This is a genomic window from Marinihelvus fidelis, from assembly GCF_008725655.1.
Taxonomy (GTDB): Bacteria; Pseudomonadota; Gammaproteobacteria; order Xanthomonadales; family SZUA-36; genus Marinihelvus; species Marinihelvus fidelis.
Map to the genome: position 1 here is coordinate 26,020 of NZ_VYXP01000001.1, position 15,685 is coordinate 41,704.

A 15,685-nucleotide genomic window follows, 5' to 3' on the forward strand; every position below is an offset into this window, starting at 1 on the left:
ACGATCATGAAACCGACCGAAACCATCTGGCACAACGGCGAATACAAACCCTGGCACGAGGCCACCACCCACGTGCTGTCGCACGCGCTGCATTACGGTTCCAGCGTGTTCGAGGGCATCCGCGTGTACGAGAAGAACGGCGAGCCGTTCGGCTTCCGCATGCACGACCACGTCAAGCGCATGTACGACTGCGCCCGCGTCTACCGCATGGTCATCCCGTACGATTACGACACGATCTATGACGCCTGCCGCGGCACCGTCAACCGCAATGGCCTGAAGAGCGCCTACCTGCGGCCGATCGCGTTCCGTGGCTACGGCACCATCGGCGTGGCCGCCGGCAAGAACACGCCCATCGACGTGGCCATCGCCGCCATCGAGTGGGGCGCCTACCTGGGCGAGGAAGCGCGCGAGAAGGGCGCGCGGGTGTGCGTATCCAGCTGGCAGCGCGTGGCGCCGAATACCATCCCGGCGGGCGTGAAGGCGGGCGGCAACTACCTGTCCAGCCAGCTCATCAGCATGGAGGCGCACCGCCTGGGCTACGATGAAGGTATCGGCCTGGCGTCCGACGGTACGTTGTCCGAAGGCGCCGGTGAGAACCTGTTCATGATCCGTAACGGCGTGTTGCTGACGCCGCCGCAGTCCGAGGCCATCCTGTCCGGCATCACCCGCGACACGGTCATCCGCCTCGCCCACGCCATGGGCTACGAGGTGCGCGAGCAGCCGCTGTCGCGCGAGTCGCTGTATACCGCCGACGAGCTGTTCTTCACCGGCACGGCGGCGGAGATCACGCCGATCGCCTCGGTCGACGACCTGGACATTGGCAGCGGTTCACGCGGGGTGATCACCGAGAAGATCCAGTCGGCCTTCTTCGGCCTGTTCAGCGGCGAGACCGAGGACAGCTTCGGCTGGCTCGAGCCCATCGCCGACAACGCCGCCGGCCAGCGACAGGTGGCCCATGGCTGATCGCCCGCAATCGCTGTTCGACAAGCTCTGGGCGAACCACGTGGTTCGCGCGGAGAGTGCGGACACCCCGGCGATCCTGTATATCGACCTGCACCTGGTGCACGAAGTGACCAGCCCGCAGGGGTTTGACGTGCTGCGCCAGCGCGACCTGCCGGTGCGCCGGCCGGACCGCACGCTGGCCACGCTCGATCATTCCACGCCGACCACCCCGCCGGGCCCGGACGGCGAGCGTCACTACTTCACCCCGCAGGCGAAGGCCCAGGTGGAAACCCTGGAACGCAACTGCGCCGAGTTCGGTATCCGCCTGGAAGGCTGGGGTTCGGACTACCGCGGCGTGGTGCACGTGATGGGCCCCGAGCTGGGCGCCACCCAGCCCGGCATGACCGTGGTCTGCGGTGACAGCCACACCAGCACCCATGGCGCCTTTGGCGCGCTGGCATTCGGCATCGGCACCACCGAGGTCGGCTACGTGCTGGCCACGCAGTGCCTGCCGCAGCGCAAGCCGAAGAGCATGCGCGTGGTCGTCGACGGGCAACTGGGCCCGGGCGTGGCGGCCAAGGACATGGCGCTGCACATCATCCGCACCATCGGTGTGAACGGCGGTACAGGCTACGCCATCGAGTACGCCGGCGAGGCTATCCGCGCGCTGGACATGGAAGGCCGGATGACGGTCTGCAATATGACCATCGAGGCCGGCGCCCGCGCCGGCATGGTGGCGCCGGATGCGACCACCATCGAATACCTGCGCGGGCGCGAACTGGCGCCCCGGGGCGGGGATTTTGAACGCGCCGCCGAAGGCTGGCTGGCGCTGGCCGGCGACGACGGCGCGACCTTCGATCGTGAGGTCATTATTGACGCCGCCGATATCGCGCCGACCCTGACCTGGGGCACGGACCCGGGCATGTCGGTACGGCTGGGCGAGGCGGTGCCGGAAGGCGACACGCCTGGTCGCCGCCGCGCGCTGGATTACATGGGCGTCACCGGCGGCCAGCCGCTGGACGGCCACGGCGTGGATGTCGTGTTTGTCGGCAGCTGCACCAACGGGCGTTTGTCTGACCTGCGTGCCGCCGCCGAGATCCTGCGCGGGCAGCGCGTCGCCGTCGGCACCCGCATGCTGGTGGTGCCGGGTTCCGAGTCGGTCAAGCGCGCCGCCGAGGCCGAGGGCCTGGACCGCGTGTTCACCGATGCCGGCGCCGAATGGCGCGAGCCCGGCTGCTCAATGTGCCTGGCCATGAACGGCGACCTGGTGCCGGCCGGCAAGACCGCCGTCAGCACCTCGAACCGCAATTTCGAAGGCCGCCAGGGCACCGGCGCGCGGACCATGCTGGCCAGCCCGGCCACTGCCGCGGCCTGCGCGATCGCCGGCCGCGTGGTCGACCCGCGGGGCGAAGCCGCACGGGAGGTGGCCTGATGGACGCGTTTACCCGCCTGACCGGTAGCGCGCTGGTGCTGCCACAGAAAAACATCGACACCGACCAGATCATCCCCGCGCGTTTCCTGACCGCGACCAGCTTTGACGGCCTGGCCGATGGCGCCTTCGCCGACTGGCGCTTCAACGCCGACGGCAGCGAAAAGCCGGATTGTGTCCTGAACGAGGCACGCGGCAAGACCAGCCCGATCCTGGTGGCCGGCCGCAACTTCGGCTGCGGTTCGTCACGCGAACACGCGCCCCGTGCGCTGCTGGCCTATGGTTTCCGTGTCGTGATATCCAGTGAAATTGCAGACATCTTCCGCAATAATTCACAAAATGTCGGGTTATTGCCCATTGTTCTGCCTGAAGACCAGCACGCAAGGCTGCTGGACATGGATGGCCGCGACCTGACTATCGATCTTGAAAATACCGTCGTGTTCGATGCGGATGGCAACAAATACCCGTTTGAAATCGACGGTTTTGCGCGATATTGCCTGTTGAACGGCATGGATCGCCTGGACTTCCTGCTTGCCGAAACGGCAAACATCCAAGCATACGAGGCTCAACATGAACGCTAAAGTCGTCCTGCTGCCCGGTGACGGCATCGGCCCCGAGGTCACTGACCAGGCCGAGAAACTCATACGCTCGATGTCCGACCAGTACGGCCTGGGCATCGAAATCAATACCGGCCTGATTGGCGGCGCGGCCCTGGATGAAACCGGCGAGCCGCTGCCCGAAGACACGCTGGCCATGTGCCGCGAGGCCGATGCCGTGGTGCTGGGCGCCGTCGGCGGGCCCAAGTGGGACGACCCGCACGCCAAAAAGCGCCCGGAGCAGGGGCTGCTGGCGCTACGCCGCGAGCTGAAGCTGTTCGCCAACCTGCGCCCGGTGCGCCTGCACCCCGCGCTGGCCGAGATCAGCCCGCTGAAGACCGAGCGCATCAAGAACGTCGACCTGATGGTGGTGCGCGAGCTTACCGGCGGCAGCTACTTCGGCGACAAGGAAGAGGGCGATGATTTCGCCAGCGACAGCTGCACCTACACGCGAGAGGAAGTCGAGCGCGTGGTCACCATGGCCGCTGACATGGCGCGGGCGCGCTACGGCCGCCTGACCATGATCGACAAGGCCAATGTCATGGCCACCTCGCGGCTTTGGCGCGCGGTCAGCGCCGAGGTCATGGAGAAAAAGTACCCGGACGTGGCCTACGAGACCATGCTGGTGGATGCCGCGGCCATGCATATCGTCGCCAACCCGTCGCGGTTCAACGTCATCGTCACCGAGAACATGTTCGGCGACATCCTCACCGACGAGGCCTCGGTTCTGGTGGGGTCGATGGGTATGCTGCCGTCCGCGTCGCTGGGCGAGGGCAAGGCCGGCCTGTACGAGCCGATCCACGGCTCCGCGCCGGATATCGCCGGCCGCGGCCTGGCCAACCCCTTCGGCATGCTGGGCTCGGTCGGCATGATGTTCGAGTACTCACTGGGCATGCGTGAAGCCGCCCGCCAGGTCGAGCTGGCCATCTGGAACGCGGTCTCCGCCGGCCAGTGCACGCTGGACATCGGCGGCAACCTGCGCACCGACGAGGCGGCCGACGCCGTCATCAACCAGCTCGGCGACATTCACGCCAAGAAAGTCGCGTTCATCTGATGAGCGAGGGGCTGGCCGCCGAATTCCTGCAGCGCGCCCTTCGCGCGCAGGTTTACGACGTGGCCAAACGTACGCCGCTGGAAAAGGCGCCGAAGCTGTCGGCCCGCATCGGTGTGCCGCTGCTGCTGAAGCGCGAAGACCTGCAGCCGACATTCGCCTTCAAACTGCGTGGCGCCTACAACTGCCTGCACCAGCTGCCGGCCGAACAGCGCGCTAACGGCGTGGTGGCCGCGTCCGCCGGCAACCATGCCCAGGGCGTGGCGCTGGCGGCGCGCGAACTGGGTATCGCCGCGCGCATCTACATGCCGCGCACCACGCCGGAGATCAAGGTGCGCGCCGTGGAAGCGCTGGGCGCCGAGATCGTCCAGGCCGGTGACGACTACGACGCTACTTGCGCCGCGGCCATGGCGGACGTGGAAAAGAGCGGCGCGTATTTCGTACACCCATTCAACGATCCGGACGTGATTGCCGGGCAGGGCACCATCGGTATCGAGATCGGCCAGCAGATGGCCAAACCGCCCGCCGTGGTGTTCATACCCGTCGGCGGTGGCGGCATGGCGGCCGGCGTGGCCGCCACGGTCAAGGCCATCTACCCGAACACGAAGGTCATCGGCGTCGAGCCCGAAGACGCCGCCAGCATGAAGGCGGCCATCGAGGCCGGCAAGCCGGTCGATATCGGCGCCACCGGCATGTTCGCCGACGGCGTGGCCGTGCGCATCGTCGGCAGCCGCTCCTACGCCATGTGCGCGGAGCTGCTGGACGAGGTCATCACTGTCAGCGTGGACGAGGTCTGCGCGGCCGTTCGCTCGGTGTTCGAGGAAGTCCGCGCCGTGCCGGAACCCGCAGGCGCCCTGGCCGTGGCCGGCGCCATCGCCTGGGCCGCACGCCACCCGGAAGCGACCGCCGCCGATGCCGCGGACCAGCGCGCCTGGGTCGCCATCGTCAGCGGCGCCAACGTCAATTTCGACCGCCTGGGCCATGTCGTCGAGCGCTGCGCGCTGGGCGACGGCAACGAGGCCCTGCTGGCCGTGACCATCCCGGAACGCCCGGGCAGCTTCCTGGAGTTCTGCCGCACGCTGGGCGACTGCTCGGTGTCCGAGTTCAACTACCGCAACAACGGCACGCCCGACGCGCGCGTGTTCGTCGGCGTGCGCCTGCGCGAATCAGAAGCCACGCTGGAAGACCGCCTGGGCGAACGCGGCTACGAGGTCATCGACCTGTCCCGCAACGAGGTCGCCAAGCTGCACCTGCGCCACCTGGTCGGCGGCTGCCTGCCCACCGGCGAGCGCGAACGCCTGTACCGATTCGAATTCCCCGAACGTCCCGGCGCACTGCTGGAGTTCCTGACCGTGCTCGCGGGCCGCTGGTCCATCAGCCTGTTCCACTACCGCAACCACGCCGCCGCCCACGGCCGCGTGCTGGCCGGCTTCCTGGTGCCCGAAGCCGACGAGGACCGCTTCCACGCCTTCCTCGACGAAACGGGATACCACTACACGGACGAGACGGACAACCCGGCCTGCCAGGCGTTTTTGTCTGCGGCGCCGGTGGCGGTTGCCAAACCCAGGGTTTCGGTGGCCGGGTAGGTTGGTGACGCGTGACGGGTGACGGGTGACAAGTAGTGGGTGGCCGGTGAGGGAATCAGGCGGCGAGAGGCAGGTCCAAACCCAAGTCCATGATATTGTGTCATAACGTTAAGACGTCAGGACGTTATGATGGCCGAATTATCCAAACGCTCAACCATCTATTTCGACCCGCAACTGCATGCTGCGTTGCGGTTGAAAGCGGCGCATACCGATCGTTCCGTGTCGGACCTTGTCAACGACGCGGTGCGCGCGTCCTTGGCCGAGGACCAGGAGGACCTTGCCGCTTTCGCAGACCGGGTGGCTGAGCCGACGATCAGTTACGAAGCCCTTCTCGATGATCTGAAAGCCAATGGCAAGCTATGAGCTGGTTTTCAGAAAGTCCGTCACGAGGGATTTCCGGAGTATTCCCAAGCGCGACGTCGGGCGGATACTGAAGCGGATTGAGCGTTTGCTGGAAGACCCCCGCCCCTCAGGCTGCGAAAAACTGTCAGGACAAGATCGCTACCGGGTGCGGCAAGGGGTCTATCGGATCATTTACGAGATCAGCGATCGTCACCTGGTCATCACTGTCGTCAAGGTTGGCCATCGACAATCGGTTTACCGGAAATAGTCTCCTTGCGTACTCACGCCGCGCGCTGTGCCTCCGCGGCCTGTCCGAACCAGGCCAGTTCCTCACCCAGTCGTGCCACGCGGCCGATAATGAACAGCCCCGGCGCGCCGCTGGGCGCCCTGGCGGCCAGGGCCGGCAGGTGCCGGATGGAGCCATGGAAGACCTGCTGGCTGTCGCGGGCGCCGTCGGTGACCAGCGCCACCGGCAGTTCCGGCGCCAGGCCGGCGTCCAGCAACTTGTCGCGCAGCGTGGCGGCCTGTTTCACACCCATGTAGATCGCCAGTGTCCGGTCCTCGCCGGCCAGTTCGGCCCAGGCCGGGTCCTTGCCGCCGGGCTGGGTATGGCCCGTGATCAGCGTCAGCGCCTGGGAATGCTCACGATGGGTGAGCGGAATGCCGGCGAACGCGGCGCAGGCCGTCGCTGCGGTCACACCCGGCACCACCTCGTAGTCGATGTCGTGGGCGCGCAGGTGTTCGAGCTCCTCGCCACCCCGGCCGAAAACGAACGGGTCGCCGCCCTTCAGGCGAACCACGACACGCCCCCGGCGGGCGTGCTCGACCATCAGCTCGTGGATGCCGGCCTGGGTTTCGTGATGGTTGCCGGCGCGCTTGCCCACATCGATGAACTCGGCATCGCGGCGCGCGACCTCCAGGATGTCGGCGGGAACCAGGCGATCGTGCAGGATCACATCGGCCTGGCCCAGCGCCTGTTGCGCGCGGATGGTCAGCAGGTCAGCGCGGCCGGGCCCAGCGCCCACCAGGATCACGCGCCCGGCCGGTGTGCCCGCGGTGTCCGCGAGCAGTTCGCTGTTCAGCGCGCCCCGCAGCGCGGCGTCGATGGCGGCGTCATCCTTGCGTGCCAGCTCGTCGATGGTGGCGCGGTTCAGCAGCCGGTCCCAGAACTGCCGCCGGCGCTCCAGCGGAAGCACCGCGGCGGCGTCGCGAAGGCGTCCCGCGGCGCTGGCCACGGCGCCCAGGCCGGTGGGCAGCAGCCGCTCGATCCAGCCACGGACGCGCCGCGCCAGCACCGGTGACTCGCCGCCACTGGAAATGGCCACCGTCACCGGGTCGCGGTCGACAATGGCGGGCGTGATGAAGCGGCAATGCTCGCGGTCGTCGACCACGTTGACCGGGATGTGGCGCGATTCCGCGTCGGCGTAGACCTGTCGGTTCAAGCCGGCATCATCGCTGGCGGCAAACACCAGGCGCGCACCATCCAGCTGGCCACCGGTGTACTCGGCCGACGACCAGTCCAGTTGTCCCGCCTGCTGCCAGGCCGCCACCTGTTCATTCAGCTCGCGGGCCACGACGCGAACGCGCGCGCCGGCCTTGAGCAACAGGCGGATCTTGCGCTCGGCCACGGCGCCGCCACCGATGACGGCCACCACCTGGTTCTGAAGGTCCATAAAGACCGGGAAATATCGCATCACAAACGCTCACTTTTTCGAGGTGTCCAGAGTATTCACTCGCAGGCAATGACTGAAATACGAAGTTTTTAGGGCGGCATGACCATTTGTTATGTGCCCCAGCTGCAACCGATTGCACTAATAACCGCTTGTTATGACCCGGCGTTGCCCCTATTCTCGGCATTGAGACACGCAGGAATGGTGACGAAGTGACCGAAACTATTGGCGAAATGTGCTGCCGTACCTATCTCGTACCCCATCTCGTTACCCGGGGGTGCGTGGTTTGCTGACGGGCCGTTGACCCAATCGAGCACTCCACCCGCCCCCCGAGGCGGGTTTTTCGTCCCAGGGGCCAGAAAAACGCAACAATGAACTGCTAGGCTGATACAGCGATGAAACTGCAACAACTCCGATACCTGGTCGCCGTGGTCGATAACGGCCTGAACATCACGGCGGCGTCCGAAGCCCTGTTTACCTCGCAACCCGGGGTGAGCAAGCAGATTCGCCTGCTCGAGGACGAGTTGTCGCTGCAGATTTTCGCCCGCAAGGGCAAGAGCCTGGAGGGCCTGACCGACGCCGGCCAGAAAGTGGTCGAGCGCGCGCGGCGCATCCTGGCCGAGGCCGACAATATCAAGGCGCTGTCATCGGAACTGGCCGGCGAGCAGCAGGGCGAACTGGTGATCGCGACCACGCCCACGCAGGCCCGCTACGTGCTGCCGGACATGCTGGAGACCTTCCAGCGCCGTAACCGTGGTATCTCGCTGCGCCTGCACCAGGGAACCAGCGAGCAGATCGCCGACCAGGTGATGAGCCGCGAAGCGGATTTCGCCATTGCGTCCGGCCGCAGTGAGCTGTTCGACGACCTGGTGACGCTGCCCATCTACAGTTGGGAGCGCATTGTGCTGGTGCCGGCGGACCATCCGCTGGCGGGTGTGGAAAAGCCGACGCTGGCCGACATCGCGCGCCACCCGATCATTTCCTACACCTATTCCTTTAACGAGGAATCATCGCTGGGCCGCGCGTTTTCGCGTGCCGGCGTGGAGCCCAACGTGGTCTTCACGGCGCAGGACCCGGACATCATCAAGACCTACGTGCGCAAGGGCATGGGCATCGGCATCCTGGCCTGCATGGCGTACGACCCGGCCACCGACGGCGACCTGGTGGCGATTGCCGCCGGCGAACTGTTCCCCAGCCCGGCCACCTGGGTGGGCTTCCGCAAGGACCGCTTCCTGGCCGAGTACATGTACGAGTTCCTGGAGATGGTGGTGCCGGGCGCGAACCGCGAGCGTATCGATCGCGCCGTGGCCGGCGAGGCGGAGGATGGCAATATTGTGCCGTTCCCGCGCCTGAAGCCCGTGCACAAGCACCCGACGTTCGGCGACCAGCTGAACAACTGCTGTGGTGACTTCAAGCTCTGAACTGTTTCAGAACGCTTCCATCACGGAAAGGATAAACGCGCTGCTGTCGCGCGATCGCGCATAATCGAGCCTCAGGTTGACCCGGTTGGACTTCTGCACCGCGAATCGCACCCCCACCCCGTAGCTGGGGATGAGATCGTGGTCGCGATTGCCGGCAAACGATTCGGTCAGCTGGCCCGCACCGGCGAAGGCGACCGCACCCCAGCGTTCAGACAGGAACCAGCGTGACTCGGCCTGGGCGCGCAGCGAGGATTTGCCCAGGTAGTCAGTGGCGGCGAAACCGCGCAGGCCAATCTGGCAGGCATCCCACAACGGCACGCCATCGGAGCGGGAGCAGCCGGCCACTTCCCAGGCCAGGCCCCAGTTGTCCTTCAGCAGGTGATACTGCTTGTAGTTGATGTTGAAGGCCTCGTAGGACTCGTCGCTGCCGATGTTTTCGTGATTGAACTGCGCGGTTGCCTTGAAGTACCGGCCCTCGCGTGCATTGGTGGTCATGTCGCGGGTGTCATACGACAGGTCGATGCCGATGCCGGCCGACTGCACCTGGCTGCCGATGTCGAAGGCGTTGGTGTCGAGGTCGATTTCGAAGGTCTGGTCGAGGTCGATGTAGCGCAGCGTCGCGCCCAGGAACCAGCGACTGCCCACGCGGCGGGCCAGCGAGGCCTGGAAAAAACCACCCTCGATGATCCAGTTGATGTTCGAGATATCACCACCGTCGCCGGGTGCCAGCAGTGGCAGGCTCAGGTCGGCCTGCGCGTAGACACCGCTGAAGCGCCACAGGTCTTCCTTCCAGTAGGCCATGTGACCCACTGCGGCGGCCTTGCTCTCGTTGCTGGACCCCATGGCGGCGACGCCCGTCACCGAAGGGGGTTGCGTCTTCTTCTGCGCCTCGGTCTGGGCATGGAACCAGGCGGCGCCCAGCACCAGGCCAGTATCCAGCGTGGGGTTGGAAAAGGGGATCGGCACGACGACAAAATTGCCCTTGCCGACGCTTAACGGGGGTTTGTCTTCGCGCAGGTCAGGCGCAGCGCCCTGCCGGGTGCCGGCCGTTTCAGGGGCATCCCCGGGTTCATCAGCGTGAAGGGTGGCCACCGGCCCGCACAGGCCGGTGGTGATCGTCATCAGCGCGAGCCCATGCCTGAGCACGGACAAAGGCTGCACGATTAATCCAGTTCGAGCTGGGTTTCTTTCTCGTCAGCGAGGAACTCGCGCAGGTCTTCCAGCGCATCGTCGAAGCGGCGATTCATGCGCTCGAAGTCCGACCAGGAGTCGACATTCTGGGCCTGGTAAACGACAGCCTGGTCGTCGAAGGTGAACGACTGGCGGACGAAGACTTCGTCATTGTGGTCTTCCAGCAGCGACTCAAAGGCCCGCTTCTCGATGTTGTCGAGGTCGACGTTACTGTCGCCCGGGAACACCGCTTCGCTGGTATGCGAAAACAGCTTCACGTCGGAAACGTTGTAGATGTTGTCGCGGTAGACCACGGTCTTGTTGGCCGAGTAGACCTTGGTCGATCCACAGCCGTGCAGGCTCGCGGCCAGCAACACGGCGACCAGTACGGCGGCGAAACGCCGGCCCCGGTGTGTCTTAGTAGGAAGAAGGTTCAGCATTCCATGGCTCCAGCGGTGTGTTCAGCGCCGTAGTTTACTCCGAATGATTGCGCCCAGGACACGGTAGTTTTGCTAGGCCTGGTCGCGGTAGCGCTCGGGTTCGTGCAGGCCGCACTCACGAACCAGGCCGAAGAACCGGGCTTCTTCCTCGCTGTTGACCGCGCTCAGCGGACGGCTGGTGTGGTGGTCGCCGATAGAGACATAGCCCTGGTCCCACAGTGGGTGGTAGGGCAGGTCGTGCTTTTTCAGGTACTGGTGCACGTCGCGGTCGGTCCAGTCGGCCAGCGGGTGCACCTTCACCACGCGGTTGTGCCGTTGCACCACGCCGATATGTCGGCGGCTGTCGGACTGGCTGCGGCGCAGGCCGCTAAACCAGGTTCCGGCGTCGAGCTCGCGCAGCGCGCGGGCCATCGGTTCGACCTTGTTCAGCTGGTTGTAGCGCTCGATGCCGTCCTTGCCCTGTTCCCACATTTTGCCCCAGCGCTTTTCCTGCCATGCCGGCGAGATCTCGGCGCTGAAGATCTTCAGGTTCAGGCCCAGGCGGGTCTGCAGGCGGTCGATGAACTCGTAGGTTTCCGGGAACAGGTAGCCGGTGTCGATCAGCACCACCGGGATGTCCGGGCGATGCCGCGTGACCAGGTGCAGCAAGACCGCCGACTGGGCGCCGAAACTGGACGTCAGGATCGGATTGCCCGGCAGGAAATCCAGTGCCCACTCGACGCGTTCATCCGCGCCCAGCTTTTCCAGGCACGGCGTGACCGAGGTCAGCTGTGCGCTGGACCAGGACTGGCCGGGCTGTGGCTTGCAAAGTTTCAGGTTGGCATGTGTCACGTCATTCTTCCCATTTGTGGGTGAGTGGTGAGTCGTGAGTAGTGAGTGGTGAGTGGTGAGTAGTGAGTAGTGAGTAGGAAAAACCTCCTTCGAAGGCGCTCTTACTACTCACTACTCACTACTCCCTACTCACCACTCACCGTCATCTCACGCGCTCAACAAAATCCCCAAAAGTTTCAGCGCCATCGCGTTCGGCGGCGAAGCGTTCGAACCAGCCATCGAGGAGTTCCAGGATGCGAGGTTCGTCGATGTTCTCTTCCACCATGGTGTTCAGGCGTGAGCCGTTGTGGGCGGCGCCCAGGTGGAAGTTGTAGCGACCGGGCGCCTTGCCGACCATGCCGATCTCGGCGAGATATGGGCGGGCGCAGCCGTTGGGGCAGCCGGTCATGCGAATGTTGATGGCTTCATTGCTAAGGGCGTGCTTGTCCAGCAGGCCCTCGATCTCGCCGACCAGGTCCGGCAGGTACCGCTCGGCCTCGGCCATGGCCAGGCCGCAGGTGGGCAGCGCGACGCAGGCCATGGCGTTCAGGCGCGTGGCCGACAGCGTGGCGTAGGCGTCCAGGCCGTACTCGTGGCACAGCGTGTCGATACGGTCCTTCTGGTCCGCCGGTACGTTGGCGATCACCAGGTTCTGGTTGCCGGTCAGGCGGAATTCGCCCTGGTGCAACTTGGCGATTTCGCGCATGCCGGTCAGCTGCGGGATGCCCGGGCGGTCGGCGATGCGGCCGTTCTGGATGTACAGCAGCAGGTGCCAGAGGCCGTCCTCGGTCTCGTGCCAGCCGAACGGGTCGCCGGAGGTGGTGAACGTGAACGGCCGTTCGGGCTGCAGTTCGAAGCCGGCGCGCCTGGCCAGTTCCTCGCGGATGAAGTCCAGGCCCTTGTCTTCCACGGTGTACTTGAAGCGCGCGTGCTTGCGGGTTTCACGGTCGCCGTAGTCGCGCTGGATGGTGACGATGCCCTCGCCGACGGCGTTGACCTGGTCCGGGGTGCAGAAACCCAGCACCTGGGCCAGCACGGGGTAGGTGTCCGGGTCGCCGTGGGTGGCGCCCATGCCGCCGCCGACCGTGACGTTGTAGCCCAGCAGTTCGCCGTCTTCGACGATGGCGATGTAGCCAAGGTCGTGGGCGTAAACATCGACGTCGTTCACCGGCGGCACCACGAACACGGTCTTGAACTTGCGCGGCAGGTAGAGCTCGCCGTAGATGGGTTCATGGTCCGGCGTGCCTTCCACTTTTTCCTGGTCCAGCCAGATCTCGTGGTAGGCGCGGGTTTTGGGCAGCAGGTGCTCGCTGAGCGCGGTGGCGTCGTCGCACACCTGGCGGTGAATCGATGACAGCTCGGGCAGCACCGTGCTCATGACGTTGCGGTTGACGTCGCCGCAAGCGGCGATGGTGTCCACCAACACCGCGTTCATGGCCTGGATGCTCTTCTTCAGGTCGCCTTTCAGGATGCCGTGCCACTGGAACGCCTGGCGCGTGGTCAGGCGCAGCGAGTTATTGGCCCAGGTGGTGGCGATGTCGTCCATCGCCAGCCACTGTTCCGGCGTGCAGATGCCACCGGGGATGCGGGCGCGGATCATGAAGCTGTGATCCGGCTCCAGCATCTGCCGGCGACGGTCCTCGCGCTCGTCGCGGTCGTCCTGCATGTACATGCCGTGAAACTTGCTCAGCTGGGTATCGTCCTCGGCAATCGCGCCGGTGGCCGTGTCGGCCAGGCTTTCCGCCAGCGTGCCGCGCAGGTAATTACTGCGCGCCTTGATCTTTTCAACCGGGCTGGGCATTTCAGTACAGGTCCTTCAGCAGACGCTTTTCACGGCGCAGGTTGGCCACCGCGGCGGCGGCCGCCTCGGCGTCCAGGCCGCGGGCGTTGACCAGCGCGTCGGCAATGGCCGAGGTGACGGACTCACCCATCGCCAGCGCACCACACAGGTAGACGTGCGCACCGCGCGCCAGCCACTCGTCCAGGCGCTCGGCCTGTTCGGCGACGATGTGCTGCACGTAGCGTTTCTCTTCCTGGTCGCGCGACCAGGCGGCGTCGATGCGGTTCAGAAGCCCGTCGGCGCGCCATTGCAGGAACTCGCGCTGGTAGAGGAAATCGGTGCGCAGGTGAGGGTTGCCGAAAATCAGCCAGGTGTCCGGGTTGGTCCCGCGGGCTTCCAGCTCCTGCAGGAAGGCGCGGTACGGCGCCACGCCGGTGCCTGCGCCAATCATGATGATCGGGGTGTCCGGGTTTTCCGGCAGGCGGAAGCGGCGGTTCGGTTCCAGGAACACGCGCACCTGGCCGCCTTCGCCGACGCGATGGTTAAGGAACTGGCTGGCGACGCCGCGGCGCTCGGTGCCGATGGCATCGCTGGCCAGCGTGGCGACCGTCAGGTGCACTTCCTCATCGACCAGCCCCTGGCTGGAGGCGATGGAGTAGGAACGCGAGGCCAGCGGGCGCAGCTGGTCGACCAGCGTCTGCGCGTCCAGCTTCAGCGGGTAGGCAGCGACCAGGTCGGCCAGCTGGCGGCGCTCGAGAAAGGCGCGGCGACCGGCGTCGTCCAGTGCCTCGTACTCGCTGGCCAGTTCTTCAGCTGCGCCGGCCGATGCCAGGCCTTCGATGGTGGCCGCGGTCAGCAGCGTGATTTCGTGGTGCTCGGCCAGCGCCTCGCTGACGGCCAGTTCGCGGTCGCCTTCGCGCACCGTCGTGGCCGGGTCGATGTCCAGGCCGTCGAGAATTTCGGCGACCACTTCCGGATCGTTCGGCGCCCACACGCCCAGCGCGTCGCCGGGCTCGTAGCGGATGCCAGAGTCCTCCAGTGACAGCTCGATGTGGTGAACGTCTTTCTCAGAAGCGTTGGCGGTGATCTTCTGCACCCGCAGCACTTCGGAAGAGAACGGTTGCAGGCGGGTCCACGGCGCGGGCTCGGCCTGCACCAGGCTCAGGTGCGCGGCGTGGGCTTGCGGTTGGCCGGCAGCATCGCCACCACCCAGGGTTTCGCGGGCGTGTTCGAGCACCTCGTCGCCCCAGGCCTCGGACGGAGCGTCGTAGTCGACGTCGCAGTCGACGCGCGGCCCCCAGGGCTTCGCGCCCAGTGCCTGCAGGCGTTCGTCCAGGCGGCGGCCGGCTTCGCAGAACTTCTCGTAGCTGCTGTCGCCCAGTGACAACACCCGGTAGGACAGCTTGTCCAGTTTCGGCGCACGGTCGCTGTCGAGAAACTCGAAGAAATCCAGCGCCTCTTCCGGCGGATCACCCTCGCCATGCGTGCTCATGACGAACACGGCATGCTCGAGCTTCTTCAGCGCGGCGGGACGGAAACCGTCCAGCGACTTCAGCTCGGCGGCCTGGCCGGCGGCTTCGAAGCGGGCCGCCAGTGCTTCGGCCACGGCTTCGCCATTGCCGGTCTCGGAGCCATACAGGATGGTCAGCGGCGCGCCGGCCGCTGCGGCCGCGGCCGCGGGCGCAATGTCCGCGGAGGCGCCAGCCAGCTGCCCAGCCAGGTAGCCGCTTAGCCACAGCGATTGCCCGGGGCTGAGTGCCGCGAGGCTGGATTGCAGCGCGGCAATCTGCTGCTCGTTGAAAGGTGAATTGTCGGTACGTAAAGCGTTCAGCATCGGGTTGTCCCGGTAGAGTCCATGGCGGCAGACTACCGGCGTCACCTGAAAGGCTGAACGACCTTGTTACTATGTCGACATAACGCGACGGCATATCACCGTCATTTCACAGGAGGAAACGTGATGGCTGGGACAATCGTGAAACATAAGGCCATGGGTCTCGCGGCGGCAGTGACCGCCCTGTTCGTGCTGGCGGCTTGCGCGCAAACATCGGAGCCGGCACAGGGCACAGCGTTCAACACGCCCTACGACCTGATTGGCACCGAGTGGTGGGTCGAGGACATCACGGGTGACGGCGTGGTCGACAACTCGCGGACCACGGTGGGCTTTCCCGCCGACGCGCGCGTGGCCGGCAGCACCGGCTGCAACAATTACACGGGTGATGTTTCGATCATTACCGACCGGATGACATTTGGCACCCTGGCGGGCACCAAGCGGGCCTGTGTGCCGGCGCTGGGCAACCAGGAGGTGAAGTTCTACGCCACGGTCAACAAGGTCAAGCGCTGGTACGTTGCCGAGGGCAACATCCTGCACCTGACCGACAATGAAGGCGAGACCCTGGTCAGGGCCTCGCTCATCACCCCCGAGTAAACGGGGGTGCCTGGGTAACGGGC

General features: G+C 65.7%; 15 protein-coding genes. 9 read left to right on the plus strand and 6 right to left on the minus strand.

What is annotated here, in order from left to right:
* The first annotated feature begins 6 nt into the window (after positions 1–6).
* The 7 genes from F3N42_RS00135 (at position 7) to F3N42_RS00165 (ending at position 6,214) form a co-directional block, all read left to right on the plus strand.
* A complete protein-coding gene (locus F3N42_RS00135; protein ID WP_150862348.1) occupies positions 7–963 on the plus strand; it encodes a branched-chain amino acid transaminase in 957 nt (318 codons plus the stop codon).
* Positions 956–2,374, plus strand: coding sequence for a 3-isopropylmalate dehydratase large subunit (gene leuC / locus F3N42_RS00140; protein ID WP_150862349.1), 1,419 nt, complete (start codon positions 956–958; stop codon positions 2,372–2,374). Before F3N42_RS00135 ends, leuC begins: the two co-directional genes overlap by 8 nt.
* On the plus strand, positions 2,374–2,952 hold the full coding sequence (gene leuD / locus F3N42_RS00145) for a 3-isopropylmalate dehydratase small subunit (protein WP_150862350.1): 579 nt from the start codon (positions 2,374–2,376) through the stop codon (positions 2,950–2,952). Before leuC ends, leuD begins: the two co-directional genes overlap by 1 nt.
* On the plus strand, positions 2,942–4,021 hold the full coding sequence (leuB, locus tag F3N42_RS00150) for a 3-isopropylmalate dehydrogenase (RefSeq protein WP_150862351.1): 1,080 nt from the start codon (positions 2,942–2,944) through the stop codon (positions 4,019–4,021). Before leuD ends, leuB begins: the two co-directional genes overlap by 11 nt.
* Complete coding sequence (ilvA, locus tag F3N42_RS00155) at positions 4,021–5,604, plus strand: threonine ammonia-lyase, biosynthetic (RefSeq protein ID WP_150862352.1); 1,584 nt, start codon at positions 4,021–4,023, stop codon at positions 5,602–5,604. The genes leuB and ilvA overlap by 1 nt, the downstream gene beginning before the upstream one ends.
* Positions 5,605–5,733: 129 nt before the next feature.
* Positions 5,734–5,967: a CopG family transcriptional regulator gene (locus tag F3N42_RS00160; RefSeq protein WP_150862353.1), complete on the plus strand. Its 234-nt coding sequence runs from the start codon at positions 5,734–5,736 to the stop codon at positions 5,965–5,967.
* A complete protein-coding gene (locus F3N42_RS00165; RefSeq protein WP_150862354.1) occupies positions 5,954–6,214 on the plus strand; it encodes a type II toxin-antitoxin system RelE family toxin in 261 nt (86 codons plus the stop codon). The genes F3N42_RS00160 and F3N42_RS00165 overlap by 14 nt, the downstream gene beginning before the upstream one ends.
* A gap of 13 nt (positions 6,215–6,227) precedes the next feature.
* Here F3N42_RS00165 and cysG read toward each other — a convergent pair whose 3' ends face one another.
* Positions 6,228–7,640, minus strand: coding sequence for a siroheme synthase CysG (gene cysG, locus F3N42_RS00170; protein ID WP_150862355.1), 1,413 nt, complete (start codon positions 7,638–7,640; stop codon positions 6,228–6,230).
* Positions 7,641–8,011: 371 nt separating this feature from the next.
* Between cysG and F3N42_RS00175 the strand changes: the two genes are divergently transcribed.
* Positions 8,012–9,037 (plus strand): LysR substrate-binding domain-containing protein, encoded by a 1,026-nt coding sequence (locus F3N42_RS00175; protein WP_150862356.1) that lies wholly within the window; start codon positions 8,012–8,014, stop codon positions 9,035–9,037.
* Positions 9,038–9,043: 6 nt separating this feature from the next.
* Here the strand turns inward: F3N42_RS00175 and F3N42_RS00180 are convergent, their stop codons facing one another.
* From F3N42_RS00180 to F3N42_RS00200, 5 genes are all read right to left on the minus strand, one after another.
* Positions 9,044–10,198: a BamA/TamA family outer membrane protein gene (locus F3N42_RS00180; RefSeq protein WP_150862357.1), complete on the minus strand. Its 1,155-nt coding sequence runs from the start codon at positions 10,196–10,198 to the stop codon at positions 9,044–9,046.
* Positions 10,199–10,200: 2 nt separating this feature from the next.
* Complete coding sequence (locus F3N42_RS00185; protein ID WP_150862358.1) at positions 10,201–10,647, minus strand: hypothetical protein; 447 nt, start codon at positions 10,645–10,647, stop codon at positions 10,201–10,203.
* A 72-nt stretch (positions 10,648–10,719) separates the two neighbouring features.
* Positions 10,720–11,478, minus strand: a complete 759-nt coding sequence (locus F3N42_RS00190; protein WP_150862359.1) for a phosphoadenylyl-sulfate reductase — start codon at positions 11,476–11,478, stop codon at positions 10,720–10,722.
* Positions 11,479–11,620: 142 nt separating this feature from the next.
* Positions 11,621–13,258, minus strand: coding sequence for an assimilatory sulfite reductase (NADPH) hemoprotein subunit (gene cysI / locus F3N42_RS00195; RefSeq protein ID WP_150862360.1), 1,638 nt, complete (start codon positions 13,256–13,258; stop codon positions 11,621–11,623).
* 1 nt (position 13,259) lies between these two features.
* A complete protein-coding gene (locus F3N42_RS00200) occupies positions 13,260–15,071 on the minus strand; it encodes a diflavin oxidoreductase (RefSeq protein WP_150862361.1) in 1,812 nt (603 codons plus the stop codon).
* A gap of 123 nt (positions 15,072–15,194) precedes the next feature.
* Here F3N42_RS00200 and F3N42_RS00205 point away from each other — a divergent pair, with 123 nt between their 5' ends.
* Entirely contained in the window at positions 15,195–15,662 is a 468-nt protein-coding gene (locus tag F3N42_RS00205) for an META domain-containing protein (RefSeq protein ID WP_224784596.1), read from the plus strand.
* The last annotated feature ends 23 nt before the right edge of the window (positions 15,663–15,685 follow it).

Excerpts from the sequence above, each read along its gene's own strand:
- F3N42_RS00135 (WP_150862348.1), top strand. The coding sequence starts at position 7 with ATGAAACCGACCGAAACCATCTGGCACAACGGCGAATACAAACCCTGG.
- leuC (WP_150862349.1), top strand. The coding sequence starts at position 956 with ATGGCTGATCGCCCGCAATCGCTGTTCGACAAGCTCTGGGCGAACCAC.
- leuD (WP_150862350.1), top strand. The coding sequence starts at position 2,374 with ATGGACGCGTTTACCCGCCTGACCGGTAGCGCGCTGGTGCTGCCACAG.
- leuB (WP_150862351.1), top strand. The coding sequence starts at position 2,942 with ATGAACGCTAAAGTCGTCCTGCTGCCCGGTGACGGCATCGGCCCCGAG.
- ilvA (WP_150862352.1), top strand. The coding sequence starts at position 4,021 with ATGAGCGAGGGGCTGGCCGCCGAATTCCTGCAGCGCGCCCTTCGCGCG.
- F3N42_RS00160 (WP_150862353.1), top strand. The coding sequence starts at position 5,734 with ATGGCCGAATTATCCAAACGCTCAACCATCTATTTCGACCCGCAACTG.
- F3N42_RS00165 (WP_150862354.1), top strand. The coding sequence starts at position 5,954 with ATGGCAAGCTATGAGCTGGTTTTCAGAAAGTCCGTCACGAGGGATTTC.
- cysG (WP_150862355.1), bottom strand. The coding sequence starts at position 7,640 with ATGCGATATTTCCCGGTCTTTATGGACCTTCAGAACCAGGTGGTGGCC.
- F3N42_RS00175 (WP_150862356.1), top strand. The coding sequence starts at position 8,012 with ATGAAACTGCAACAACTCCGATACCTGGTCGCCGTGGTCGATAACGGC.
- F3N42_RS00185 (WP_150862358.1), bottom strand. The coding sequence starts at position 10,647 with ATGCTGAACCTTCTTCCTACTAAGACACACCGGGGCCGGCGTTTCGCC.
- cysI (WP_150862360.1), bottom strand. The coding sequence starts at position 13,258 with ATGCCCAGCCCGGTTGAAAAGATCAAGGCGCGCAGTAATTACCTGCGC.
- F3N42_RS00200 (WP_150862361.1), bottom strand. The coding sequence starts at position 15,071 with ATGCTGAACGCTTTACGTACCGACAATTCACCTTTCAACGAGCAGCAG.
- F3N42_RS00205 (WP_224784596.1), top strand. The coding sequence starts at position 15,195 with ATGGCTGGGACAATCGTGAAACATAAGGCCATGGGTCTCGCGGCGGCA.